Annotated in this window: 29 protein-coding genes; 11 read left to right on the top strand and 18 right to left on the bottom strand. The window is 51.7% G+C overall.

Annotated features, from left to right (window positions below):
• Positions 1 to 5 precede the first annotated feature (5 nt).
• Entirely contained in the window at positions 6 to 398 is a 393-nt protein-coding gene (locus VXK30_RS04345) for a transcriptional regulator GutM (RefSeq protein ID WP_275713067.1), read from the bottom strand.
• 309 nt (positions 399 to 707) lie between these two features.
• On the opposite strand from VXK30_RS04345, the gene VXK30_RS04340 reads away from it, so the two are divergent.
• The 4 genes from VXK30_RS04340 (at position 708) to VXK30_RS04325 (ending at position 4,271) form a co-directional block, all read left to right on the top strand.
• A complete protein-coding gene (locus VXK30_RS04340) occupies positions 708 to 1,967 on the top strand; it encodes a zinc-binding dehydrogenase (RefSeq protein ID WP_275713069.1) in 1,260 nt (419 codons plus the stop codon).
• 12 nt (positions 1,968 to 1,979) lie between these two features.
• On the top strand, positions 1,980 to 2,852 hold the full coding sequence (locus VXK30_RS04335; protein ID WP_275713070.1) for a class II fructose-bisphosphate aldolase: 873 nt from the start codon (positions 1,980 to 1,982) through the stop codon (positions 2,850 to 2,852).
• A 75-nt stretch (positions 2,853 to 2,927) separates the two neighbouring features.
• On the top strand, positions 2,928 to 3,278 hold the full coding sequence (locus tag VXK30_RS04330; protein WP_275713071.1) for a PTS glucitol/sorbitol transporter subunit IIA: 351 nt from the start codon (positions 2,928 to 2,930) through the stop codon (positions 3,276 to 3,278).
• 18 nt (positions 3,279 to 3,296) lie between these two features.
• Entirely contained in the window at positions 3,297 to 4,271 is a 975-nt protein-coding gene (locus VXK30_RS04325) for a sugar-binding transcriptional regulator (protein WP_275713073.1), read from the top strand.
• A 336-nt stretch (positions 4,272 to 4,607) separates the two neighbouring features.
• On the opposite strand, the gene VXK30_RS04320 is transcribed toward VXK30_RS04325, so the two are convergent.
• From VXK30_RS04320 to VXK30_RS04300, 5 genes are read right to left on the bottom strand one after another with little or no spacing between them, the layout of a single operon-like run.
• Positions 4,608 to 5,387 (bottom strand): ABC transporter ATP-binding protein, encoded by a 780-nt coding sequence (locus tag VXK30_RS04320; protein ID WP_275713074.1) that lies wholly within the window; start codon positions 5,385 to 5,387, stop codon positions 4,608 to 4,610.
• Positions 5,388 to 5,395: 8 nt separating this feature from the next.
• Positions 5,396 to 6,175, bottom strand: a complete 780-nt coding sequence (locus VXK30_RS04315) for an ABC transporter permease (protein ID WP_275713076.1) — start codon at positions 6,173 to 6,175, stop codon at positions 5,396 to 5,398.
• A 19-nt stretch (positions 6,176 to 6,194) separates the two neighbouring features.
• Positions 6,195 to 7,268: an ABC transporter substrate-binding protein gene (locus tag VXK30_RS04310; protein WP_275713078.1), complete on the bottom strand. Its 1,074-nt coding sequence runs from the start codon at positions 7,266 to 7,268 to the stop codon at positions 6,195 to 6,197.
• A 28-nt stretch (positions 7,269 to 7,296) separates the two neighbouring features.
• Complete coding sequence (locus VXK30_RS04305) at positions 7,297 to 7,773, bottom strand: hypothetical protein (RefSeq protein ID WP_275713080.1); 477 nt, start codon at positions 7,771 to 7,773, stop codon at positions 7,297 to 7,299.
• 10 nt (positions 7,774 to 7,783) lie between these two features.
• Positions 7,784 to 9,031 (bottom strand): radical SAM protein, encoded by a 1,248-nt coding sequence (locus tag VXK30_RS04300; protein ID WP_275713082.1) that lies wholly within the window; start codon positions 9,029 to 9,031, stop codon positions 7,784 to 7,786.
• 643 nt (positions 9,032 to 9,674) lie between these two features.
• Here VXK30_RS04300 and VXK30_RS04295 point away from each other — a divergent pair.
• The gene (locus VXK30_RS04295; protein WP_275713084.1) at positions 9,675 to 11,096 is read left to right on the top strand and encodes a LysM peptidoglycan-binding domain-containing protein; all 1,422 of its coding nucleotides are present in this window, start codon (positions 9,675 to 9,677) and stop codon (positions 11,094 to 11,096) included.
• A 155-nt stretch (positions 11,097 to 11,251) separates the two neighbouring features.
• On the opposite strand, the gene VXK30_RS04290 is transcribed toward VXK30_RS04295, so the two are convergent.
• Genes VXK30_RS04290 through VXK30_RS04280 form a run of 3 tightly spaced genes read right to left on the bottom strand, consistent with a single transcriptional unit; the run spans position 11,252 to position 13,599 of the window.
• A complete protein-coding gene (locus VXK30_RS04290) occupies positions 11,252 to 12,379 on the bottom strand; it encodes a response regulator transcription factor (RefSeq protein ID WP_275713086.1) in 1,128 nt (375 codons plus the stop codon).
• Positions 12,380 to 12,419: 40 nt separating this feature from the next.
• The gene (locus tag VXK30_RS04285) at positions 12,420 to 13,178 is read right to left on the bottom strand and encodes a sensor histidine kinase (RefSeq protein ID WP_275713087.1); all 759 of its coding nucleotides are present in this window, start codon (positions 13,176 to 13,178) and stop codon (positions 12,420 to 12,422) included.
• 7 nt (positions 13,179 to 13,185) lie between these two features.
• Positions 13,186 to 13,599 carry a M67 family metallopeptidase gene (locus VXK30_RS04280; RefSeq protein WP_275713089.1) on the bottom strand — a complete coding sequence of 138 codons (414 nt, stop codon included), beginning with the start codon at positions 13,597 to 13,599 and terminating at the stop codon, positions 13,186 to 13,188.
• A gap of 320 nt (positions 13,600 to 13,919) precedes the next feature.
• Between VXK30_RS04280 and VXK30_RS04275 the strand changes: the two genes are divergently transcribed.
• The 6 genes from VXK30_RS04275 to thiS are packed head-to-tail and all read left to right on the top strand — an operon-like array spanning position 13,920 to position 17,746.
• Positions 13,920 to 14,786, top strand: coding sequence for a 4Fe-4S binding protein (locus tag VXK30_RS04275; protein ID WP_275713091.1), 867 nt, complete (start codon positions 13,920 to 13,922; stop codon positions 14,784 to 14,786).
• Entirely contained in the window at positions 14,783 to 15,031 is a 249-nt protein-coding gene (locus VXK30_RS04270; protein ID WP_141827447.1) for a sulfurtransferase TusA family protein, read from the top strand. Before VXK30_RS04275 ends, VXK30_RS04270 begins: the two co-directional genes overlap by 4 nt.
• Positions 15,028 to 16,257, top strand: a complete 1,230-nt coding sequence (locus tag VXK30_RS04265; protein WP_275713093.1) for an O-acetylhomoserine aminocarboxypropyltransferase/cysteine synthase family protein — start codon at positions 15,028 to 15,030, stop codon at positions 16,255 to 16,257. The genes VXK30_RS04270 and VXK30_RS04265 overlap by 4 nt, the downstream gene beginning before the upstream one ends.
• 21 nt (positions 16,258 to 16,278) lie before the next feature.
• Positions 16,279 to 16,683, top strand: coding sequence for a response regulator (locus VXK30_RS04260; RefSeq protein ID WP_275713095.1), 405 nt, complete (start codon positions 16,279 to 16,281; stop codon positions 16,681 to 16,683).
• The gene (locus VXK30_RS04255; RefSeq protein ID WP_275713096.1) at positions 16,680 to 17,522 is read left to right on the top strand and encodes a HesA/MoeB/ThiF family protein; all 843 of its coding nucleotides are present in this window, start codon (positions 16,680 to 16,682) and stop codon (positions 17,520 to 17,522) included. Before VXK30_RS04260 ends, VXK30_RS04255 begins: the two co-directional genes overlap by 4 nt.
• 2 nt (positions 17,523 to 17,524) lie before the next feature.
• Entirely contained in the window at positions 17,525 to 17,746 is a 222-nt protein-coding gene (thiS, locus tag VXK30_RS04250) for a sulfur carrier protein ThiS (RefSeq protein ID WP_275713097.1), read from the top strand.
• Between the two features lie 67 nt (positions 17,747 to 17,813).
• On the opposite strand, the gene VXK30_RS04245 is transcribed toward thiS, so the two are convergent.
• The 9 genes from VXK30_RS04245 to VXK30_RS04205 all read right to left on the bottom strand — a co-directional run bounded on the left by VXK30_RS04245 (position 17,814) and on the right by VXK30_RS04205 (position 25,369).
• Positions 17,814 to 18,587 carry an ABC transporter ATP-binding protein gene (locus tag VXK30_RS04245; protein ID WP_275713098.1) on the bottom strand — a complete coding sequence of 258 codons (774 nt, stop codon included), beginning with the start codon at positions 18,585 to 18,587 and terminating at the stop codon, positions 17,814 to 17,816.
• A gap of 10 nt (positions 18,588 to 18,597) precedes the next feature.
• Complete coding sequence (locus VXK30_RS04240) at positions 18,598 to 19,395, bottom strand: ABC transporter permease (RefSeq protein WP_275713100.1); 798 nt, start codon at positions 19,393 to 19,395, stop codon at positions 18,598 to 18,600.
• Positions 19,396 to 19,422: 27 nt separating this feature from the next.
• Positions 19,423 to 19,884, bottom strand: coding sequence for a pyridoxamine 5'-phosphate oxidase family protein (locus VXK30_RS04235; protein ID WP_275713102.1), 462 nt, complete (start codon positions 19,882 to 19,884; stop codon positions 19,423 to 19,425).
• 12 nt (positions 19,885 to 19,896) lie between these two features.
• Entirely contained in the window at positions 19,897 to 21,156 is a 1,260-nt protein-coding gene (locus tag VXK30_RS04230) for a radical SAM protein (RefSeq protein WP_275713104.1), read from the bottom strand.
• 13 nt (positions 21,157 to 21,169) lie between these two features.
• Complete coding sequence (locus VXK30_RS04225; RefSeq protein ID WP_275713106.1) at positions 21,170 to 22,198, bottom strand: ABC transporter substrate-binding protein; 1,029 nt, start codon at positions 22,196 to 22,198, stop codon at positions 21,170 to 21,172.
• Positions 22,199 to 22,342: 144 nt separating this feature from the next.
• Positions 22,343 to 23,521: a methionine adenosyltransferase gene (gene metK / locus VXK30_RS04220; protein WP_275713108.1), complete on the bottom strand. Its 1,179-nt coding sequence runs from the start codon at positions 23,519 to 23,521 to the stop codon at positions 22,343 to 22,345.
• 333 nt (positions 23,522 to 23,854) lie between these two features.
• Positions 23,855 to 24,202 (bottom strand): hypothetical protein, encoded by a 348-nt coding sequence (locus VXK30_RS04215; RefSeq protein ID WP_275713110.1) that lies wholly within the window; start codon positions 24,200 to 24,202, stop codon positions 23,855 to 23,857.
• 206 nt (positions 24,203 to 24,408) lie between these two features.
• A complete protein-coding gene (locus VXK30_RS04210) occupies positions 24,409 to 24,648 on the bottom strand; it encodes a hypothetical protein (RefSeq protein WP_275713112.1) in 240 nt (79 codons plus the stop codon).
• A gap of 253 nt (positions 24,649 to 24,901) precedes the next feature.
• Positions 24,902 to 25,369 carry a DUF2798 domain-containing protein gene (locus VXK30_RS04205; protein WP_275713114.1) on the bottom strand — a complete coding sequence of 156 codons (468 nt, stop codon included), beginning with the start codon at positions 25,367 to 25,369 and terminating at the stop codon, positions 24,902 to 24,904.
• Between the last annotated feature and the right edge of the window lie 287 nt (positions 25,370 to 25,656).

Raw genomic sequence — 25,656 nt, 5'->3', positions numbered from 1 at the left:
CCCTTTTACAATGTGACAGCCTGCCTGTTGCGCTGCTCGTCAATCAGCTCAATCGCCTTTTTCAAGGCCTGCACTCTCATTTTCTCAGCCACCCGGCTGACTGCCGTCTCCATCGTCAAACCGGTCAGTTCTGCCCGCCGCCTGAATTTGGCAAATACGGTTCTGCCCTGCATCTCACGGTATTCCACGACAACTCCTGTTTCATCCACCACGATAATGACAGCTACTCCCTTGCAGAAAGGGATCTTTGATTTTGCTCTCCCCATTGCCAGATATCCCGATCCGGCGTGCTCACGCTTCATCTGCCCCAGCGTACCGTACACGGCCTTTAATTGCATGTATGAAAAAAATGCCTGCAACGCCATGGCCAAGAACAGCCCGCCTAATACTATCGTCATAGAATCACCCCCCTTTATCACTTGCCTTCTCCTTTCTCACATTTGTCAGGTCGTGTGACGACTTACTCATCTTGCTCATTGATGTTATATTATTGCACATTAAATGTCAACATAATATTAAAAATTTGAACATATTCTACAGTTTAATTCCGCAACATGTTGGATCCGCAAAATAGTCATCACATATGTTCCAATGTATCGCAAATAATTGACAATACCGATAAACTGTCGCTATTATAGTAGTGTCATCAGGCACTCACAACCATTCCATCAAAGGAATGAAAATATAATCTTAACGGAGGTACCTACATGAAAACAAAAGCAATCAGGCTGCATGGAACAAAAGATCTACTATTAGAAGAATTGGAATTACCTGAAATCAGGGAGGATGAGATTCTTGCAAAAATGATGACGGACAGTGTCTGTATGTCTACATACAAGCTGGTTCAGCAGGGTAGCGCGCATAAGCGCGCGCCGGACGATCTGTCTGAAAAGCCGGTAATCATCGGCCATGAAATGGCGGGTGTCATCATATCGGTGGGCGCTAAATGGAAGGACAAATATCGGGCGGGCCAGCGGTTCACAATCCAGCCTTCCCTGAATTATAACGGAACATTCGACACCCCGGGTTATTCGTATTCTTATTTCGGCGGCGACTGCACCTATTGTGTGATTCCGAACGAGGTGATGGAGCTCAATTGCCTGATTCCAATCAAGGGGGAGTCCTTTTTTCAATCTTCGCTGGCGGAGCCGATTGCGTGTGTAATCGCGGGATACAACCGGATGTATCACACCTCGGATGTCAATCACGAGCATACGATGGGAGTAAAACCCCAGGGAAACCTCATTATTTTCGGAGCCTGCGGCCCAATGGGGCTCGCCGCTATCGATTATGCTCTGCAGTTGGAAAACGGTCCGGCACTCATCGTTGCCGTCGATGTCTCTAAGGAACGAATCGCGCGCGCCCAAGCCGTTTTGACTGTGCCAAACAACAGGCGGCTTGTATTTTTCAATGCGGAGTCAAGCAGCGACGTCGTGCAGGATCTTAGAAGTCTCAGCAATGGAGCCGGATACGACGATGTCTTTGTATATGCGCCCGTGCAGCGATTAATTGAACAGGCTGACAAGGTACTGGCAACCGACGGTTGCCTGAATTTCTTTGCCGGTCCCGTGGACAAGGGCCTGTCCGCAATGATCAATATGTATAACATACACTATGCAAAAACCCATTATGTCGGCTTCACCGGAAGCACCAACGACGACCTGCTTGACGCAATTCGTCTGTCGGATGAGGGGCGCATAAATCCCACCGTCATGCTGACACATATCGGCGGATTAAACAGTGTAATCGAAACAACCTTAAATCTGCCGCAGATTCCAGGCGGCAAGAAGCTGATTTACACGCAGATTGATCTGCCACTGACCGCAATTAAGGATTTTCACAAATTGAGCGCGGAGAATCCGCTGTTCGGCGAACTGGCGGATGCCTGCGACCGTGCAAACGGCTGCTGGAGCGCAGAGGCGGAACGTATTCTGCTTGCACATTATAACGTTGATACAACAAAATAGGAGGATAAAATCATGCTGGCCAATCTCAAGGATATTTTAGCCGACGCCAAAGCGCGTCGATACGCAGTAGGTGCATTCAACGGTACAACATTGGAGAGCGTGCGCGCGATTATCGCGGCAGCCGAAGAACTTGGATGTCCTGTTATCCTGCAACATGCACAGAGCCATGACAGCATTGTCGACATGCATGAGATCGCACCATTGATGCTGCACTATGCCGGACGCGCGTCTGTCCCGGTTGCTGTGCATCTGGATCACGGAAGTTCATTTGAACGCTGCGTGCAGGCTGTCCGGCTCGGTTTCACGTCCGTGATGTATGATGCATCCGGGAAGGATCTTGACACAAACATCGCTCAGACAGCTGAGATCGTTAAGATCGCACACGCCGCGGGAGTCTCCGTGGAAGCAGAACTCGGCCACGTTTTCACATCGAAAGTTGTCGTCGGTGAGGGTACAAACGCAGACAGCGCCGACGACTACACTAATCTGGATGATATATACACCGATCCGGATATGGCCCGCCGTTTCGTGGATGCAACCGGAGTCGACTGTCTGGCCGTTGCTTTTGGAACTGTGCACGGCGTGTATCTCACCGAGCCCCGTCTGGATCTTGACCGTGTCAGTAAAATCCGCGACGCGGCAGATATTCCGCTCGTTATGCACGGGGGGTCCGGTGTTTCCAATGAAGATTACAGGACCGCCATCCAGAATGGTATCTGCAAGATCAATTATTATACCTATATGAACAAGGCCGGCGGGGAGGCAGTCAGGCAGTATCTGAACACAGATCATGATGCACTGTTTTTCGATGCTATCTCACTTTGCGCTACGAGCGCCATGAAATCAGATATTCTGCGTGCAATGCGTGTCTTCTCCGGCAAGTAAATCCGCGCTGAGTTATGGAACGCTTTCTTTTTTCGAAGCATTGCGCTATAATGTATAAAAAGGAGCATGATGCAAATGTTCAAGACAACCGTGACTGCAATTGGCAGGGATGCCATATTTGACGAAAGTCCGATGCTGGTTCTTTTCGGCAAAGATTGTCCTGAAGAATTACAGGATGCCTGTATTATTCACGAATTCAAGGGCGAACAGAGTGACGGAATATTGCGTCCGGGCGGACATATGTTGTTTGATGATAAGGAGTACACTGTAGAACAGGTCGGCGAGGTGGCGAATGAGAATTTCAGCCGTTTGGGACACATGACGCTGATATTTGATCCGTCTGAAGACGTATTGCCGGGGGCGGTCGTGCTATCGCCCGCCGGTGTTCCGGAGGTCAGAATTGGGAGCTCAATTGTATTTATGTAAGCTGTGAGGGATTAGAGAATGGGTACTTCCGATGATACGCAATTGCTGGTAGAAATCGCACATCTGTATTATGACGACTACCTTACGCAGGATCAGATTGCGAAGAAATATAATATGAGCCGCTCGCTGGTCTCGAAACTGCTCACAAAGGCGCGCACCGTCGGAATCGTGCAGATCATCATCCACGACGCCGGAATGCGGCCTTACCATGTACTGGAAAATCAGCTAAAATCGACCTTCAAGCTTCATGATGTCATCTGTGTCAATGTGGACGAAAGCAACCAGCCGAAGAAACGGCTGGGACATTTAGCGGCGAAATACCTGTTCCGGCGCATGTACTCGGCCAAACTGGTGGCCGTATCATCCGGTGAAACCAACTTCGCGCTGGCCAACAGCTTTTCCTCCCCGGTCCCATTTCCGGATGTGACCTTTGTGCCGCTATCCGGCGGGTTACTGCGTAATGACAGAGACACCCAGGCGAATGTTATCGCCGAGATTTTTGCGCGTCAGTGCGGCGGCGACAGTTTGCAGCTCCATGCCCCTGTAGTCGTCGATTCCCCGGAGGCAAAACGGATTCTTATGAAACAGCACTTCATTAAGGATGTGCTGGACAACGCCAGAAATTCGGACCTCGCTATCGTCGGCCTCGGTAGCTCTCCCATCTATTTTGAAATGACAGAAGCCTACATGCACGGCATTGATAAATATACCGACAACGTCAGTGATCTGATTAAAGGCGATATCTCATTCAATTTTTTCAATGAGCACGGCCAGTTGGTGGATTGCAAATGGAACCAGCAATTGATGTCGCTGAGCTTAGATGAAATTAAGAAAATACCGGAAGTGATCGGGGTCGCCGGCGGGGACGAAAAAGTTGAGAGTATTTATATTGCCATCCGTTACCGATTGATCGACACGCTGATCACCGACATCACCACTGCAAAGAAGCTTCTTCATGTCAGTGCCCAGCAATATACAAAAGATTTGCGTTAACAAGATTTGAAAACGGAGCTTTTTCCTTTCTCCCGGCTTGCACCACGAAGTTTCGACCCAATGGCAAAATAAAAGAAGAAATAATTTGATGAAGTTATTTCACCAAAAAACTTCGCCTATAGAGTTGATTATAGCTACACCCCAAAAGTTAAACAGTTATGATATACTCGTTTTTGCCCAATATAATCTCGTAAAAGGTCTCCCTTTTTAATGGAAAAAGAGATGCCGTTAAAGAAAGCCGCAACCATTCCAATCGGTCTGGCTGCGGCTTTCCTGATATGATATAGTGCTGAATTTTCAGATGCTCCGGATAGTATGCAAGACGGGAAAATGAAACTACAGATAGTATTCGATCGACAGGGAGGAGTCCTCGAAAAAATGAGTGTAAATTTCTTTGCGGATCTCGATGAAGCGGGCGCTGCTGCGGTCCCTGGGGCGGTTCAGACCGACGGAGATCACTTTCTTGACCTCTCCCGGACGATTTGATAAGAGCACAATCCGGTCGCTCAGAAAGATTGCCTCGTCCACATCATGGGTGACTAAAACCATCGTCGATTTTTCTTTGTCCCATATCCGCAGAATCTCATTCTGCATGTGGATTCGGGTGAGAGCGTCCAGCGCGCCGAACGGCTCATCCAGCAGAAGCACGTTGGGCTGATTGATCAGCGCACGGGCGATGCTCACCCGCTGCTGCATTCCACCGGAAAGCTGCTTTGGCAACGCCTTCTCAAAACCTTTCAGCCCCACCAGTTCGATATGTTCCGCTATGGACCGCGCCCTTTGCTCCTTATCGATTTTTTGATGGATGCCGAACGCGATATTTTGCTCTACGTTCAGCCATGGGAACAGCCTGGATTCCTGGAAGATCACGCCCGTAAGCACGCTGGGGCGCTCCACTTTGCGCCCGCCGATCCGCACCTCGCCCGTGGTGGCTGTTTCCAGCCCGGAAAGAATCCGTAAAAGGGTGCTTTTGCCGCACCCGCTGGCGCCCACCACACTGATAAACTCGCCGCTTTCGATCTGCAAATCGATGCTGTTGAGCACCGGCAGGTCCCCGGACGAAAGCCTGAAGGTTTTTGAGACACCTGCTATATCTATGTTTTTATTTTCAGCCATTTTGATATCTACTTTCCATCAGTCTCGTTCCAGCGCAAAACGTGCTTTTCGATTTGCTGCAGAACCGTATCGAGAAGCAATCCCACCAAGCCGATGGTGATTACGCCGGAGAACATTACGGGCGGCTGTGAAAGCTCGCGCGCATACATGATCAGGTAGCCGATGCCCGAGGCGGCCGCGATGGCTTCCGCCGTTACGACACAGGTCCACGCGCTGCTCACTCCCAGACGCAGGCCGGTAAAAATAAAGGGAAACGCACCGGGCAAAACCACCTTGGTAAGCATCTGAAATCGGGTTTTCTCCAGAATAGTGCCCACCTCCAGCAGCTTTTTATCGCTGTTGAGTATCCCGCGGCTGGTGTTGATCACCACCGGCCAAAAGGTACCGATTGAAATGAGCGTCACCTTGGAAGCTTCGTCGATCCCCATCCACAAAATGAGCAGAGGGACCCACGCGATCATAGGGATCGGGCGCAGAAGCCCGATGATGGAGGCCGCAAGGCTGTTTGCCGTTTTGGAAAGACCGATGATAACGCCGATACTCAGCCCCAGGACGGAACCAATGCAAAAGCCCTTGATAACCCGCCCCGCACTTACGGAAAGATCCTTTTGTATGCTGCCCTTCCGCACCATATCCAGATAGGTTTCAAAAATGCGTGTGGGATAAGGGAAGATGGAGCGGTTGATGATTCCCTGCCGCCCCAGAATTTCCCAGGTCAGGATCAGCACCGCCGGCAGAACGCACCCCAGGCCGATCCTGATAACCCGGTTTTTCAGGTTTGAAGTCATACAAAAGCGTCCCTTCCGGTTAATTTTTGCTGATTCCTGCTTTCTCCAGATAAGAGGTGTCGATAATCTGGTCCAGGTCCACGTCTTTTATGGTACCCTGTTCCTGCAGGAACTCCTTTGTGTCCTGTAGGGTACCGAGCCGTTCTTTGTCCAGATATAATGAAAATTCAGTGGAAGCAAAGGACGCTTTATAAGAGTTTTCCGCCACGCCGTTTCTCTTGGAAAGAATCTTGATCGCCTCGTCCTCGTGTTCCTTGCAATAAGTAACCGTTTTGTCCAGCGTTTTCAGGATGCGGGGAATCAGCTCGGGATATTTTTTGGTAAATTCCTCCGAAACGATAATGACGCTCGACGTTCTTGGAAATTGAGAGCCGTCTACCTCCAGCAGGGTGGCGGTCCCGTTGTCGATTACGGTCTGCAGCTGCGGAAGCTGGCTGACGCCGGCGTCGATATTGCCGGCCTCCAGCGCGGTGTTGATGTCCGTGAAAGAAAGGTTTACCAGCTGGATGTTTTTTTCGGTCAGGTTGACCGACTCCAGAATCCGCAGCAGGAGCATATGGGAATTGGAACCGATCTGCACGCCGACTTTCTTCCCGCGGATATCTGCGAGCGCATTGATGCCGGAACCCTTTCGGGCAAGCAGGCCGTCGCCCTTGCCGTTTCCGGTCATATAGGCGGCGATGATTTTAAGCGGAATATCGTTGGCGGCCGCCTGGACGGCCGGCTGCGCGCCCACCTGACCGATATCGATATCACCGGCGGCAAACGCCTCGATGATCGGAGGGCCGGAAGCAAAGGTACGCACATCGAAATTGATGTTGTTCTTGCCGAATTCCTCCTTAAAATAGCCAAGCTCCTCCGCCAGGGCGGGCTGGGTCTGGCTGGGCTGGGTGGCGATATGGATGGTCAGCCCACCGTAATCTTTTTCGGACTCCTGCGCCGAAGCGGAAGCGGAGGACGCGGGAGCGGAGGCGACCGCCTGCGAGGTACCGGAAGACGGAGCCGCGGACGCGCACCCGGATACCGACAGAAGGGTCGCCAGAATCAGCACCGGAATGAAAGGCTTACTCCTTTTTAAATGGTTTTTCATCATGAAATTTCTCCTCAAATTTTAAAAATAGTTATTGACCGGTTACGGTCAGGCGGTCTAAATGCTGCAGCAGGGGGTGTGCCGCCTCTTCCTCCTGCCTGCGTTTGTCAAAGCTCTGTTCATACGACGCGACCGGTTCAATCACCCAAACGGCAGACAGATCGATATCCCCCCGTTCTTCCCGGGCCGCTGTGTAGTGCGTACGGAATTCCCTTCCCGCGATCAGCACCCGAAGGGGACGCCCCACGATGTTGTAGCCGCACCGGTCCGGGGTCAGCAGGCTGATGGAAACGGTTTTCCCGAACCAGATGGAATACACGAGGTTTTTATTGGTTTGGGACGTTTCAATCCCCTCGTCGTACTCAAGGTTCCCATCCCCGCGCAGCCTGAGAGATTGTTTGAATGCGATATGCGGAGCGCCGTCCTTCCCCACGGTGGCCACGGCCCGGACCGTTCCGGGATCGGCAAGTGCCCGCTTGATTTCTTCGCCGAGTATTGCACTCATCATCGTTCTCCTCCTAAATTCTGGAAAGATCCGTATCGGGATGGTTGCCGCACCGCCGGTAATTGTCCATATCGATACTAAGGTTGTATTTCCGGCGTATCTGGTCAAGCCCGCGGGCAAGACGCACGTAATATTCCAGGCTGGGAGACGTCTGCTTACGAAAAACAGAACCGGGATGCACCTTCCACACGCAGCCGACCACCCCCACGCCGTGGGAGGATATTTCATCCGCTTCGGAGAGGGTGGATTCCAGAGCCTCCTCCTCTGTTTGAAAGCCGTTTGGCTGCGCGAGTTCCACGCCCGCCACGATTCCGGTGTCCACATTGCCGCGTCCGAATATCTCTACAGCCTCATACAAACGGTTTTTCCATTCCTCATAACCGATCGTCGCCGCCTTGCCCGGACAGATCCATTCAAACAGGCTTTTATTGAGCACCTCGAGGTCCGCCGTATAGGAAGCAAGGCCCGTGCTGTCGTGCAGGCGCCGGAGCTGCTCCCGTGAGAAGGCCGTGCTGATCAGCTGGCTCGGAAAACGCTTTCCCCCAAACAGCCTGGTGATTCCTGCCAGAATGTCAATATAACAGTCGAGCTCCTCGTCCAGGAAATTTTTCCCGCCCCTCAGCGTTCCGCCCGTCAGGAAGATATTGACATTGCGCCCCGGCTCCTTGAGTGCCTCGGCCACAGTCTCCACAATATCCTGCGTGTTCAGCAGCTCCGGCTTGTTGCCCGCGTGGTAAACGGCGGACATGGTACAGAACTTGCAGCCGTAGCCGGGCGTTTTCCAAAAATCGCATTGCTGGTGGGGATGGATGCACAGCCGCTGCGGGCGGGGAGAAACCACATGCCACATGGGAGTACCCCGTGAGGTTACTTTTTCATAATAATCCGGCTTTTCCCAGTAAGAAACCTCTTCAATGACGTTTCCTTCATCCACCAATACGATTTTTCCATCCACCACATCCACTTGGTAGGGGTCTCTGTCGCTATGCGCGTCCCCGCTACCCTCGTCCCCGACGTTAATGGAGGTGCCGTCCCGCATCGTAAGAGAAACAGGCGTCAAATCCTCCTTATTGCTGTAATCGCTGCGCAATTTGGTAAGATGGATGTCCGGATCGACGGCGGCGAGAGCCTTTTCGGTATAGAGAACCCCTCTGCGCTGCACATCGGTTTTTATAATGACAAACGGGGAAACGTCGGGATATTTCCGGATCACTTCCGAAAGGCTGCGCTCTTTTTCCCGCCAATTGCGATCATTACTCAATCTGTATCCGCCTACTTTCTTTTTCATTGAATGATAAATAATCTATAGGAGCCGAGACAGTACTCCCGGATCCCTCTTGGGATTATGAAATGATAAAGCACGCGCATCTCCCCCTTGTTCCACCTTGTCAATCAGTTCCTGATCCGGGCGCATCATAACAGCAACAGGAGCATAGCAAACTCCTGTTGCCGAGCGTTTTACAGATAGCCAGGATTATCGATAAAACCACCGGAGCAGACCTTGCCGGTCTGCAATTTGAGAGCAAGGTTTATAATCTACTAAACATATATTAATTATATATCATGAAAATCTCTTCTACAACATGACTAACTTTTGCATAATGGCAGAAATTGTTTGGATAGGACCTGGCGCAGAACAAATTTTGCTGCCGCAGTATTGTTTGTCGCCTTCTTCACGGATCGACCGTGCTGTGATCCGGCTATTGTTTTTATATTCCCTATGGCTGGCGGAGCGCAGCTTTCCTGCTATCAAAAACGCTTCTCAAAAGTTGCTGTTCCCGATCTTTTATGAAGCTGAAAAGACCGTTCGGATCCCGTATTTTGCAGATTGGTTCCCGGTAAAGGAAAGCTTTCACACACCCCGGAATTTTCACATATATTGTGAAAAAAGAAGGTGACGTTTTATGTTCATTCATGTAGTCATGCCGGGCGAAACGCTTTGGCAGATTGCAAATCGATATGGTGTTTCCGCGGCGGAAACAGCGGCGGTGAATGGGCTGCAAAATCCCAACCGGCTTGTTATCGGTCAAGCCCTGGTGATTCCCAGCGAGGATTTTTATACCGTACGGCCCGGAGACACCCTGTGGAGGATCGCTCAGACATACGGGACCACCGTACGGGAAATCGTGCAGGCCAACCAGATTACGGACCCGGACAGTATCCGTCCGGGAATGATCTTGTATGTCCCCGCCCCCCGGCACCGTGTACAGCCCGGGGAAACCCTGGGGGGGATCGCGCAGAGGTACGGCGTGCCGCTGCAGTCCCTCATTACAGTCAACCGGATCGCTGATCCGGACGTGATCATTCCCGGAACCGTACTGGTTATTCCGCGCAGGGCAAGGCCCCCTCTCAATGTGAACGGGTATCTTTATATGCTGGGGGAGGACGCCGTTCCGATCGTCAGGGAGGACGGCAGATTTCTGACCTATCTGAGCCCGTTTGCTTATCTGATCAGGGAGGACGGGACGCTGCAGCCGATCGATGATGAACCCGCCGTACAGGCCGCTCTGGCGGAAAGAGTGGTCCCCATGATGTCCATCACCAATTTTACTTCGACGTCCCAGGGAGCGAATCTTGCGTCCGTCGTGCTGAACAGCCCGCAGATCGTGGAACGTCTGCTGACTGAAATCATTACCCTGATGAAAGAAAAGGGATACCGGGGATTAAACATCGATCTGGAGAACGTGCTTCCGGCCGACCGCGAAGCCTACAACCGCTTTCTCCAGCGCGCGGTGGACCGCCTGCATGCGCAGGGCTTCTTTGTATCCACGGCGCTCGCACCGAAAACATCCGAAGAGCAGGCCGGTCTGCTCTATGAAGCGCACGATTACGCGGCGCACGGCAGAATCGTCGATTTCGTGATCCTGATGACTTACGAATGGGGCTATCGGAAAGGGCCGCCTCAGCCGATTTCCCCTTTGAATCAGATCGAGCAGGTTCTTGACTATGCCGTCACGGTCATTCCCCGGGAGAAAATCTACTTCGGCTTCCAGATCTATGCCAGAGACTGGTTATTGCCCCATACCGAGGGGCAGGAGGCGGAAACGTTCAGCTCCCAGGAGGCGATCGCGAGGGCCGTCAGGTACGGCGCGGAAATTCAGTACGACCCGGTCGCCCAGGCTCCTTTCTTCCGGTATTGGGACGAACAGGGCAGGGAGCACGAAGTGTGGTTTGAGGACGCGCGCAGCGCCCAGGCAAAATTCGATATGGTGAAGAGCTATAACCTGCCGGGGATAAGCTACTGGGCCCTGGGCTATCCGTTCCCGCAGAACTGGACCCTGCTTGAAGATAATTTTACGATCAGAAAATGGAATTTCTCCTCATAATCCCTCCCGCAATGCTTGCTGCAAAAGCGTATTCCGTTCCGCTCCGAAGCATCGTCCGGCTGTACTCCCATGGAATTCCACATGCCCCGCACTCAAATGCAAAAGCCCGAAGAAACGCTGAAAAGCGTTTTCGGGCTTTTTTGTGTGATGCTGTTTTACGGAGCTATCTTGCAGCAGCTCTCCATGGCCACCGGGCAATTTTTGAGCTGCAGGCTCCGGTACTCCGCCGGGCTTTTGCCGATGTAGCTCTTAAATAGTCTGGAAAAGTAATTGATATCGTGATACCCCAGCTGATAGCAGATTTCATAGGTTTTCAAATCCGTATTTTTAAAAAGGTATTCCGCGCGCGCCATCTTTACCATCGTGACGAAGCTGTTGTAGTGCATTCCGGTTTTAACGACAAAGGTATTGCTCAGATAAGTATTGTTGATATAAAATTTTTCCGCGAGCACCTTCAGCTTGATATCGTCTTCCGAATGGCCCAGTATGTAAGCGCAGATTTCGCTGATGGTACCGTTCTCCACCTCCGGCTGATACCTGCGGATGAAGTTCAGCAAAAAAGTTATTTTCCCGCAGTAATATTCTTTATAGGTATCCGGTCCGCTTTCCTGCAGATATTCCGTGGCGTCAAAAAAGCGGATATCGATAAAATCGCTCAGCCAGGGGATTTTTGAATAAACCTCTTCGATGATATGGTGGTACAGCTTTCTGACAAGGATGTCGGCCTTGATCATATTGTCGCCCATCATGGTGTACACGCTTTTCACGGCGCTTTCAAAAATCTGCGCCGTATCGGGGCTCCGGTTCAGGAACCCGTCGACAACCCTTTTTTCCTCCGCAGAGGGGTATGCCCAGCCAAAGTCGGTCTCCAGCGGGTTCCCGTAGGCGTCTTCCCCTTTTTTGCGGGTTTCCAGAAAGCGGTGCGCCCGCCGGAACAGCTCCAAAAGCTTTTCCCGGCTGGGAGGCTTGACAAGATAATCGAAAGCGCCCAGCACAATTCCCTGCCGGGCGTAATTGAATTCACTGTACTCGCTCAGGAGCACCACGCAGGAGCACAGGTTCTCCTGATTGATGACCCGCAGAAGCTGCAGGCCGTCGACCACCGGCATGCGGATATCCGTAAGGACCAGATCATAGGAAGAGGATTTCAGCATTTCCATTGCCTGTCTTCCGTTGTTGGCCTTTCCCGCCACCTCGAACCCGGAAATATTCCCCCATACCTTCAGCCTTTTCAGCTCCATGAGAAAAATATCCCGGTCATCCACCAATAAAACCCGATACATCTGCCGACACCTCCTAACAGAAACAAGCGACCACACGGCTCTATTTCAAAATATTGCCCGGGGGAAGGGTAAAATACACACAGGCCCCCTTTCCGACCTCGCCGGTTATCCAGACTCTACCGCCCATTGCCTGAATGAGCTTTTTCACAATGGAAAGGCCTACGCCGCTCCCCTCGAATTCATCATCGGAATGCATGCGCTGGAACATGCCGAACAGATTCTGGGAATATTCCATATCGAACCCCACGCCGTTATCGCGGATATAAAATACATCCTCCCCGTTTTCGGGATGGAAGCCCGCGGTAATGACGGCGGTCTGTTCTTCGCGGGTAAATTTCAGCGCGTTTGAGACCAGGTTCACCACCACCTGATGCATCAGGGTCCCGTCGCACAGGACAAACGGAATCTCCTCCTGAAATTTCAACACGGTAGCTTTTTTGCTTTTATAGCCCGCCGCAAGCTCGTCGCACACGTCCTGAATCATCTGCTGCAGATTGACCGTTTCCTTGACGGGTTCCACTCCGGAAAGCCGGGTGTATTCCAGAAGCCTGTCGATCATGGCAAGCGTTTCCCCACATATCGTGCGGATATTGGAGATCAGCAGCAGGCCGTCCTCATCGATTTTATCGCGGTAATCCTCAAGGAAGATCCGCGCGTAGCCGTCAATGGCGCGTACCGGCGCTTTGATTTCATGGGAGATCGTAGAACTGAGCATCTGCAGGTCATGGCCGTCGTCGCGCGGGGATTTCTGCTCCTGTTCCTGAATTCCTGCAAAGGCCTCGTGTTCACGGGGGTCCATGACAAACTCACTCCAAACTTTTTATTTCTTCTTTCTCCACGGATTGATTCCGTATCAGAAAGCTGTTCAGCACCGGCTCCCGCCTGTTCGCAAGGGAAAGGATCAAATAGCTCAGCGACGGGTCAAAGGCCAGCCGGATGTCCTCCTGTGAAGGGCGGGACGGCGTCTGCGGATGGCTGTGAAAATTGCCGATCAGCTTCCAGCCGTTCTTTCGCATATCCGCGACCGCCGCAAACTGCTCCCGCACATCCATGGAAAAATGCTCCGGGCTTTCGTCGATGTTCCTCAGCAGATATACCCTTTCAATCGTTTTGCAATCGTTTTCGACGGTTCCCGCGATCAGCCCGCAGCTTTCGTTGGGAAGCCCGGCAATGCTGTGGCGTATCATTTCCCCTATCTGCTGTTTTTTTAATATTATCACAATAAACCTCCCGTATCTTCTAAAAAAGATATTAACTTAATTTAACATATATGTTTTATATGCTATAGAAATGTCAAATAAAAGGGCGTGCATTTCAAAGCTCCTCCCGGAAATGCAGCGCTTTAAAAGTATATAATACACATATGTTTACTGTATCAGTTATGAAATAGTTTAACATGCCGGCGGGCAAAGTCAATCGTCCGGTTTTGACAGCCAAAGATATTCCCCCCTTATGCTAAATTTATTCGCCTTGTCAGAGCGGGGACCGTATTCTATAATTAAATGTACAATTCAGAAGTACGGTAAGGAGGAATACTCAGATGGATGAGTCGATATATAAAGAGCTGAAAAAAGGCGGATTTATGAGGCAGATTCAAAACAGTAAATTTTCGCTGAGAATCCGTGTGGTCGGCGGTCAGCTGCAGGGAAAGCAGATTAAAAAAGTCAGCGAGATAGCCGAGCGGTACGGAAAGGGCTATGTCCATATGACGTCACGGCAGGGAATTGAAATCCCGTTCATCGACTTTGCAGACGTGGAGGCGGTAAAGGGCGAGCTGGCCGAAGTAGGGCTTCAGCCGGGGGCATGCGGCCCGCGCGTGCGTACGGTCACCGCGTGCCAGGGCAACGCGATCTGCGGAAGCGGTCTGATCGAGACCAGCGGGCTCGCTAAGGAACTGGACGCCAAATATTTCGGCAGGGACCTGCCCCACAAATTTAAAATCGGCATTACCGGGTGCAAAAACAACTGCCTGAGAGCGGAAGAAAACGACCTCGGTATTAAAGGAGGGCTTCGCCCCGAGTGGCACAGCGGAGACTGCACCTACTGCGGCGTATGCGCGGCCGCATGCCCCGTAAAGGCAATCAGCGTCAGCCGCGGGCCAAATTCGCTTGCGTTTGACGAAAGCCGCTGCATTTACTGCGGGAAATGCGTAAAATCCTGCCCCACAGACGCCTGGTCGGGGAAAAGCGGCTACATTACCTCCTTCGGCGGCACCTTCGGGAACGATATGGCCTTTGGAAAGCCGCTGCTTCCGCTGATTACAGAGAAGGAACAGCTGTTCCGCGTGGTAGACGCCGCCATCGCCTTCTTTCAGGAACACGGAAAGCCGGGCGAACGTTTCCGCCGGACGATCGACCGCATCGGCGAGGATCAATTAAAGGAAAAACTGGAGGAGGCAATCCGATGAGCAAGCAAAGCTATGACGCTTTTGTCGATATTACGGATGTGGTGTGTCCGATCACCTTCGTAAAGACAAAAGTCGCGCTGGAGGAGCTGGAAAACGGACAGACCCTGCAAATCCGGCTGAATGACGGAGAACCGATTCAGAATGTTCCCCGCAGCCTGAAAAATGAAAAGCACAAGGTGATCGAGGTGGTTCAGAACAGCGACGGAACCTACCTGCTCGGCGTGATAAAGGGCGGATTGGAATGAGGTTCAATACTGCTCTGCTTCATAAAGACAACGGCCCGGACAGGGCGACGGGAGCCACCCATACGCCCATTTACCAGTCCAGCGCCTTTGAACACAAAACCGCGGAGGAGCTGGAGGCGATCTTCAACAACCGTGCGCCGGGCTTCTCCTACACCAGAATCAACAACCCCACCGTCGAAGCTTTTGAGCGCCGCGTCGCCACGCTGGAAGGCGGTATCGGGGCGGTGGCCTGCGCTTCCGGCATGGCCGCCATCTCCCTGTCCGTTTTGAATCTTTTGAGCGCCGGGGATGAAATCCTTTCCGCCGCGGGAATCTTCGGCGGAACGATCGGCCTGTTCCGCGATCTGGAAAGCTACGGGATCACCACCCGCTATGTCGCGGACAGCGCGCCCGAAAGCTTTGAAAATCAGATCACCGGGCATACGAAGCTGCTGTTTGTCGAGACCATCGGGAACCCAAAGCTGGACGTCCCCGACATTTCTGCCCTGTCGCAAATGGCGCACAGACACAAAATTCCGGTAATCGTCGACAATACCGCCGCCACCCCCTTCCTTGTGCGCCCCATCGAGCTTGGCGCGGACATCGTCGTGCACTCCGTGTCCAAGTATATCAACGGCAGCGGAAATTCCATCGGCGGGATCATTGTCGACAGCGGAAACTTTGCGTGGGACCCGGAGCGTTATCCGGCGATCGCAAAATTTGTCAGGTTCGGGGAATTCGCCTACCTTTCCAAACTGAGAGGCGGGCTATTCCGCAACACCGGCTCCTGCTTTTCCCCGTTCAACGCCTTCCTGTGCAGCCTGGGCCTGGAAACGCTGGGCATCCGGATGGAGCGCCTCTGCGGCAATGCCCAGAAGCTTGCGCAACAGCTTTCGGGCAATCCCAAGTTAGCGTACGTCAACTATCCGGGACTAAAATCCAGCCCGTGGCACCAAACGGCCCGGCGGCAGTTTTCCGGCGGTTACGGGGCGATATTGACCCTGCGGGCCGGTACGAAGGAAAACGCTTTTTCCATCATCAATCATTTAAAATACGCGTGCAATATTGCAAATATAGGCGACCTTAGGACGCTGGTCATCCATCCCGCTTCCACGATCTATGCGAACAGCAGTACGATGGAAAAGGAAAACGCAGGCGTTTACGAAGATCTGATCCGTGTCAGCGTCGGTCTGGAAGATATTGAGGACCTGGCCGAGGATTTTGAAAACGCTGTCGGCGGACTATAAAACGATACGGAGGATTGCCGAATGCAAACCATCAACGTCCTCATTGTGGAGGAATTCCGGTATATTGCCGATCTGAATGTCCTGGAGCTGAAGCGGGGAGGCTACAGCGTCTGCAGCCGGTACGTTTCCAGCGAACTGGCCATGTGCCAGGCATTGCTGCAGGAAAAATGGGATATTATTCTTTCCGACGATTCCACGCCGCACTTCAACGCCATTCAGGCGCTGTCCGTGCGCAACCGCCTGACACCGAAAACGCCGTTTATCATCGTTTCCGAAGACGTTGCGCCGGAAAGCATCCGCTATGCGATGAAGAACCGCTGCTGCGCCTATCTTCTGAAAGAAAATTTACATCAGCTTGCCATTCTCGTGCGTAAAATACTGGAAAGCCAGTCCACCGGCCAAATTCCAAAGGAGACTTCCCTATGAAATTCACGAACGAACAACTTGAGCGGTATTCACGGCACATTATTTTGAGCAACGTCGGCGTGAGCGGACAGAAAAAGCTGCTGAACGGAAAAGTGCTGATCATCGGCACCGGCGGGCTCGGCGCGCCCGCCGCAATGTATCTGGGCGCAGCAGGCGTAGGCACCATCGGCCTGGTCGACGCGGATTCCGTGGACCTTTCCAACCTGCAGCGACAGATTATCCACGGCACGCGGGACGTCGGCAAGCCGAAGGTACTCTCCGGCAAAGAGACGATCAACCAGATGAACCCCGACGTAGACGTCGTTATGTATCACGAGTATGCGACTTCGGCAAATATTCTGGATATTATCAGGGACCGGGATTACGACTTCATCATCGACGGCACGGACAATTTCCCCGTGAAATTTCTGATCAACGACGCCTGTGTCATGCTGAAAAAGCCCTTTTCACACGCGGGAATCATCCGTTTTCAGGGGCAGACCATGACATTCCTTCCCGGGGAAGGCCCCTGCTACCGTTGCGTATTTAAAAATCCCCCGCCGCCGGACGCTGTTCCGACCTGCCAGCAGGCCGGGGTGCTGGGGGTCATGGGCGGCGTCATCGGAACGATTCAGGCGGCCGAGGCCATGAAGTATCTTTTAGGAGTCGGCGATCTGCTGAACGGGAGCCTGCTTACCTACGACGCGGCAAAAATGGAGTTCCGTAAAATCAAAATCACCCGTGACCCTGAATGCGCGGTTTGCGGAGACCACCCGACCATCACTCATCTGATCGACTATGAACAGAAGGCGTGCAGTTTTTCACCTGCCGGCCGGCACGAAGAAAGTAAGGAGATTTAGCTATGATAATTACGATCAACGGCAAGCAAAACAGTTTTGAAGCGGAAATGTCTGTTCAGGAGCTTCTGGAAAAGACCGAGGTCGATATGCAGGAATATGTAACGGTACAGCTGAATGATGAGATCATCAGCCGGAAGGATTTCAGCTCTATTACCGTCCGCGACGGGGACCGTGTGGAGTTCCTTTATTACATGGGCGGCGGTCAGTACAAAAAAATCGCATGATAAAAGCGTTGAAAAGACGGCCGTTCCGGCAAATGCCGGAACGGCCGTCTTTGGTTTCGCAGGGCTCTCAGATATAGTAATCCGGTGTGATTTCGGATTCCTCCAGAAATTCGCGGTACACCTTCTGGCGCATGACGGCAAAGTTTTCACTTGTCCGGCTGTGGGGACGGGCAAGCTCCACCGGGATGATCTTTTTGATGACGCCGGGACGCTTGGACATGACCACCACCCGGTCCCCCAAGTAAATCGCTTCGTCAATATCGTGGGTGACAAGCACCATTGTTGTTTTCTCCGCCTCCCAGATGCGCAGGATTTCCTGCTGCATATTGATGCGGGTCAGGGCGTCGAGGGCTCCGAAGGGCTCGTCGAGCAGCAGCAGCTCCGGCTGTCCGACAAGCGCTCTGGCGATGCTGACCCTCTGCTGCATTCCGCCCGAGAGCTGGTTCGGCCTGGCCTTTGTAAACTCGGTGAGCCCCACCAGCGCGATATGCTCGTCAATCCTTTTTTTCCGCTCCGCCGCGCCGACGCTTTTCGGAATGCCGAAGTCAATATTCTGCTCCACGTTGAACCAGGGAAACAGCCTCGATTCCTGAAAGACCATGCCGCACAGCTCCGAAGGCTCCACAAGGGGTTTGCCGTCCAGAGTAATCTGTCCGTCCGTCGCGCTTTCCAGCCCGATGATCAGCTTCAGCAGCGTGCTTTTTCCGCATCCGCTCGAACCGATGATGCTGATGAATTCCCCTTTGTTTACATCCAGGCTGATATCTGAAAGGACTTCCACCTGTTTTTTATCGATGATAAAATTTTTCTTGATGTGATTGATAGACAGTAATCCGCTCATAGCTACCCCCTCAGTCCTTCGTTTCCGTTTCATTCCAGCGCAGCAGGCGCTTTTCGAGGTGAACGAGCAGAAAATCGATCAGCAGGCCGAACAGTCCGATCATCAGGATGCCGACCAGCATGACATCCGGCTGAGACACCTCTCTGGCAAACATCACAAGGTAGCCGATTCCCGACGAGGCGGCGATCATTTCCGCCGCCACCACGCAGGCCCACGCGTTGCTGGCCCCCAGCCGGATCCCCGCAAAAATGGACGGGAGGGCGGCGGGCAGCACGATCTTCAGAAGCGTCTCCGTACGGCTTTTCTTCAAAATAAAGGCGACCTCCACCAGCTTTTTGTCGACACTTTTGATTCCATAAATCGTATTGATCAGAACGGACCAGAAAGAGCCGACCGTAATCACCGCGATTTTTGAGGTTTCATCGATTCCCATCCAGAGGATAAACAGAGGAATCAGCGCGATCATCGGAATCGGCCGGAGAACGCCGATGATCAGCGTCAGGGCACGGTCGATTTTATGGAACAGCCCGATCAGAATCCCCAGCACCAGCCCGCCGGCACTGCCCAGCAGGAACCCCGAGCATACGCGAAAAGCGCTCATCCGCATATGCCTTGCGATTTCGCCGCTGGCAAGCATGGACCAGCAGGTAGAAAAGATGCTTGACGGCGCGGGCAAAATGGCAGGATTGATGATGCGCCGCGCGCTCAATGTCTCCCACACAAAAAGCAGCAGCAGGGGAAAAAGCACGGGCAGCACCAATTCCGTAAAAACGCCGCTGTTTCCCACCTTCTTTTTTTGATTGATCATGAGAATGTTTCCTTCTTTACAGGTTTGTCAGAATCGGTCAAGGTGCCCGATCAGCGGGTAAGCTTCCCGCTCCCGCGAGGCCTGCACGCTGAACGTTTCCTCTCTGATTTCTTCGGGATCAATGATCCATACGGTCGAAAGGTCCGCGTCCTTACCGAAACGTTCCCTTACGGCAATATAATTTTTTTCAAATAATTCTCCGCAGATCACGGCCCGTACCGGAGTGCCTTTGATCTGATAGTTTCTGGAATCCTGTGTAAGGATACCGACGGCAACCTGGCGGCGGAACCAGATGCTGTGCACCAGATTCCTGTTTGTCTGAGAGGTTTCGATGATTTCAAGATATTGCAGCTTCCCGTCCGCATTGACGGAGACGGAGCCTTTAAAGACCACATGGGGAATTCCGTCTTGATCGGCGCTGGCCAGTACCTTCAGTGTTTTGGGATCGTTGATCAGCGCAATCATCTGATCGTTCAATTGTATGCTCATTTTTTCCGCTCCTTATATCCGCGCCAGATCGGTGTTGGGATGGTTCCCGCAGGTACGGTAGTCGTCGAAGTACGCTTCCTGACGGTACCTGCGCTGAAGCGTGTCAAGCCCCTTGGCAAAAGCGGTCAGGTAATCCAGGGACGCCGCTTTCTGCTTCTGGAAGTACGAGCCTTCCGCCACACGGTAAACCGTCTGGGCGACGCCGACGCCGTGCCGCGCGAGCTCCTCGGCTTCCGCAAGGCCCTTTTCCAGCGCTTCCTCTTCGGAGCGGAAACCGTTTGGCTTCACCAGCTCCACACCGGAGACGATCCCGGTATTGACGGCTCCCGGGCCGAAAATTTCAGCCGCCTGATACAGGCGCCTTTTCCATTCCTGATAGCCGATGTACTTCGCTTTGCCGGGGCATATCCAGTTGAAAATTTCTTCATTCAGGACTTCGATGTCGGCGGTATACCCCGTCAGGATCGTTTCCTCGTGCAGGCGGCGCAGCTGCCGTTCGTTATGCGCGGTGGAAATAAGCTGGGTCATCACCTTTTTATGGCTGAAATTCTTTTCCAGCAGCTTCAGCATGGTGATATACTGGTCAATTTCATCATCCAGCAGCTCCTTCCCGCCCAGCAGGCTGCCCGAACAAAGCTGGATCATCCGGAACCGCCCCGGCTGTTTGAGCGCCTCGGCGACCGCCTCCGCGACGTCCTGATAATCCAGATGCTCGCGCTTTATATTTTTGGTTTTGCTGTAGGTTGCCGCGATCGGACAGAATTTACAGCCCATGCCGATATCTTTCCAAAAATCGCAGTTCTGATAAAGATTAATGTCCATCCGCTGCGGCCTTGCGACCAGCACCTGCCACATAGGCTTTCCGCTGCTGGTCACTTTGTCAAAATAATCGGGCTTCGGCCAGTATCCGACCTCTTCAATCACTTTGCCTTCGTCGGTCAGCACGGCTTTTCCGTCCGCGATATCAATGAGATAGGGGTCGCGTCCGCCGTTGAATCCGGAGGAGGGAACGACACGGTCGGCCAGAATCGTTGTTCCGTCCCGAAGAATCAGCCCGTTGGGGATACGGTCGTTTTTTTCGCTGTAAATCCCGCGATAAACAACCGCGTCCCTGTCGGGGTCCACCGCGTCGATCGCACGCTGTGTGAAGTCGACTCCCCTTCGCTGAACATCTGTTTTCAGAATCACGAAAGGAGATACGTCCGGGTATTTCTTTATGACCTCCTGCAGGCTGAGCTCATCCTCACGCCAGCTGTGTTTGCTCTCTGCCATGCTGTCAGCCTCCTTATTGAATTCCCGCTTTTACGGCGTACTCGTCGTTAAAAATCTGGTCGATCGTCAGGTCCTTACGGATAATATTGTTGTTCTTCAGATACTGGGCGGTTTCCAGGATCGCCTGTTTATGGCTGTCCTTCAGCGCCAGAAGCGGCGGCATGGAGGAAGCACTGGCACGCAGGGCTTCCTTGTCAACGCCGGTGCGTTTTGCAAGGATACCCAGAGATTCTTCAAAATTGGAATCACGCCACTCCGCCGTCTTCTTGATGACCTTCAGAAAACGCACAGCCAGATCGGGATGCTCCTTCGTAAATTCCGTCCTGCCGACAATGACGTTGATAATTTCCTTGTATCCCTCGGCATCGCTTATTTTCTTGATTCCGCCGCCCGCCACGGCCTTGGTCAGGCTTGGCTCGAAGGTAACGGCGGCCTGGATGTTTCCGGTCTGTAGCGAGGTGACGATATCGCCCGCCGCCAAATTGACAAGCTGGATGTCCGAGGTTTTCAGGTTGTTCTTTTCGAGCATTTTAATTAACAGCTGATGAGCTGTCGTCCCGACAGGCACGCCCACCTTTTTCCCTTTCAGATCGGCCACCTGACTGATACCGGCGTCTTCACGGGCAATCAGACCGTTTCCGTGCGTGCCGTCCAACAGACCGGAAATCACCTGAATACCGATTTCATTCGCGACACCCTGCACCGCCGGCTGGTCGCCCATCAGAGCAAAATCAAGGTCTTTCGCCGTCAGCGCTTCCAGCTCCGGCGGGCCGGACTGAAAGCTTTTGATTTCAACGGTAACACCGTCCTTGGAAAATTCTTCTTTAAAAAATCCTTTTTCATCGGCGTCCTTGATCAGCTCATAGCTGGCAAGATCGCCGACACGGATCGTAACGCCCTTGTCGCTGGAAGAATCCGCATTGCTTTGGCTGCCGGAGGCCGCCGGCACCGCGGATGCCGACGTATCGGAACCGGTATTTGCGCAGCCGGCGCCGGTAAGGGCAAGGGCCGCAATCAATAACGAGATCAGTAATTTTTTCATAAGGTTACCTCTTTCATATGTTTTCTGCATCAACCGCTGTATGGTTCATTTTCATCCGTTTGTCATGGGAACATCGGCGGCGGCAGCCGAAAAAATTGTCTGGAAAAACTTGATTGTCCTGGCATGGCGGCGGCCATATCCCAATTACAAATATTTTTTGATTTCATCGACCTTGTCGAGTGCTTCCCAGGGAAGGTCGATATCGATTCTTCCGAAATGCCCGTACGCGGCCGTTTGCCTGAAAATGGGCCTTCTCAAATCAAGCGCGTCTATAATGGCGGCCGGCCTGAGGTCAAACACGTTTTGGATGATCTCAATGATTTTGCTGTGCTCGATCTTCCCCGTCCCGAAGGTATCCACCGATACGGATACGGGAGTCGCTACGCCGATTGCATAGGCAATTTCAATTTCCAGCTTGTCGGCCACGCCGGCCGCCACCAGATTTTTCGCCACCCATCTGGACGCATACGCCGCGGAGCGGTCCACTTTGGTCGGGTCTTTCCCCGAGAAGGCTCCGCCGCCGTGCCGTCCGGTCCCTCCGTACGTGTCTACGATGATCTTTCTTCCGGTCAGCCCGGCGTCCCCCTGCGGGCCGCCGATCACGAAGCGCCCTGTGGGATTGATAAAATACTTCGTATTTTCATCCAGCAGATCGGAGGGGATCACCGTCTGAACGACATGCTTGATGACGTCCTCTCTGATCTGCTCCAAGGGTACCTCTTCACTGTGCTGGGTGGAAACAACGATGGTATCCACTCTGGCCAGCTTCCCGTCGTCGTCGAATTCCACCGTGGCCTGTGATTTCCCGTCCGGCCTTAAATAGCCCAGGGTTCCGTTCTTGCGCACTTCCGCCAATTTTCTGGCCAGTCTGTGGGCAAAGGAAATGGCGGGCGGCAAATATTCCGGTGTCTCATTCGTCGCGTACCCGAAAATGATTCCCTGATCTCCGGCTCCGGTCCCGTAATCCTTCTCCGTATTTCCCTCTTTGTTTTCATATGCCTGATCAACGCCGAGCGCAATATCCGGCGACTGCTCGTCAAGGGAAACGAGGACAGAGCAGGTATTTCCGTCAAATCCGCCGCCAAGGCCGTCGTACCCGATTTCACGGATGGTTTGGCGGGCTATTTTGGAAATATCGACATACGCTTTCGTCGTCACTTCTCCAATAATCAGCACCAATCCGGTGGAAACGGCCGTTTCCACTGCTACGCGCGAAGACGGGTCCTGAGAGATCAGCGCGTCCAATACGGCGTCGGATATCTGATCGCAAATTTTATCCGGATGTCCTTCGGTGACTGATTCAGATGTAAATAATTTTCCCACAACATTTTCCTCATTTCTTTTCTTGGTTTACAGACAGTGCAAGAACCACAAATCTTTCTGGATGGAATGGCTGTTCTGCTCATGAAGGCCGGAACTACAGCGGCCCGAAATATTCATAGTATTCATATCTGTTTTAAATATTATATGTTTTATCCGGCGAATGTCAATTACAGGATGGCAATGCATAAACTTTTTCTTGGTAACACATAAAGAATATCTACAGCGAGCCGCAGCCTGTTTTTAAACCGTTCCAAATCGGAATAAAAAAGCCGGAAGCCTTCCGGCCTCCGGTTTTGCTCATTGTTATGAAAAATAAAGGCAGCCATAGAATTTCTACGGCTGCACCACGGTCTTTGACTTACGCGCCCGGTTCCTCTTTTGGGAATCATCCTTTGCTTTTTTTAGCGCCATTCTTCGGTCGTTTTCCTCCTGTTCCCGTTTCTGTTTTTTCATCAGTCTCTCGGCTTCGATCTGCTTCTTTTTATCATCCAGCTCTTTCAATACGGATGACTCTAAATCGTCATTTAACAGCTTTAAATATCTTTGAAATGCATCTGGATATATAAACTGCTTGATTCCATACCGGTCTGAAAATTGAATCGTCAGCTTTTCATCATTCTGATCGACGACTACCCCCTGACCGAATACACGATGACTGACTTTTTCATTCCATAAAACCATGGGAACACTCCTTTCATCAAATATCTTCCACTGCAAAGCGTTATGCAGTTAGAAAAATCCAATAAGTCTGTCCTGAAAAATCGATTTGCCATAAAATCAAATAATTTCGACCAAAAGGCAAGATTGCTTTTGTTAACAGCAATCTTGCCTTTGTTAAGTAAGGGACGGTGCGTCATATAAAAAATAAGTCTGGTTTTCAACTGATGTTATGCCAAATATTCTCCGCAGTTCTTTCCATTGTACTGTTTTTTGATCTTTACGGTAACGGAACCGTCTGGCTGTGTTTTCTCCTCTTCAATTTTATACTGAATGCGCTTATGTTTCAATTGCGCTTTATACTTTTCGACCTCCGTCTTTATATCGTTGACTGCCTCTTCATGCCCAAGATTTTCATTAAGCTGAAAATGAATGGTTTGCTCCAAACAAGCAGATTGAATCCGTTTCATTGTAAAATTCCTCCTTTTTTATAATAATATTGTAATCCTTTTCAAAATTCACGCGCAAGCAAAATTTTTGCGCTTCGGAAAAGTTCGTTAAATCTGCGCATGATAGTCCATTGCATTTTTGTTTAAAAAGCAAAGCACCAATTTGCCAATATTCAGCCCATCCTCCCGGCCGAAGAAGTAGGAATTAATGTTCCCTTATGCTCCCTGCCCTAAATTTCCCTTCGTTGCTTCCTGATTGGTTTCCGCATGGCAATCAGATCAACTGTTTTTTAAAGATCGTTCTGAAAAGCAACCGGACTAAGGGTCCCGCAAAGAACAGCTGCCAAAGCAGGGCCATGGGAAAATTTTTTACAACCGTTGCGAACCAGTCCGCAATAAACTGCGTACTGACGCCAGAAAAAACAACCGTTGCTACCAGACTCATTGCGGGACACATAAATCCAACCGTACAACCGGATATCATGACCGTAATAAAAAATGGATTGTCCTTTCCGGGCGAGACATGTCTAAAAGCCAGCTTCTTCCCGATTTTATTTCCGCACAAATTCGATATTGCAAACACGAACAGACTCATGTAGGACGTCTCAATCAGCGCGGGCAAAAATACAGAATTGCTCATTCCCCCCATTTTTTGTGCAACGTTGTACAATTCCATACCATAGGCCATGATAATCGACATCATTACACTGAAGATAAATCCTTGGAATTTTGTTTTTGGCATTGAATTTTCCTCCTAAGGTCAATATGCGCGCTCGCCATTCGGAACGGGGCCGCATACTTTATGGCAGCAAAAAACGCGTAAGTCCGGAATCTGGACTTACGCGTTAAAGCTACTCGATCAAATAGATATTAGCACAATTTTTGTTTTAAAGTCAAGCGAATCCCAATGAAAACATTTATCGCTGTATTCTGATACAATGTGACAAGATCAATGGCCACCGCACTGGCTGTACGATAATACCGGCCGAAGCTGTTTCCCTTGTTTGGCTGTTCTTGGGTATAAAAAGC

Source organism: Caproiciproducens sp. CPB-2, assembly GCF_036287215.1.
Taxonomy (GTDB): Bacteria; Bacillota; Clostridia; order Oscillospirales; family Acutalibacteraceae; genus Caproiciproducens.
This window is presented reverse-complemented; position numbering and strand designations above follow the sequence as displayed.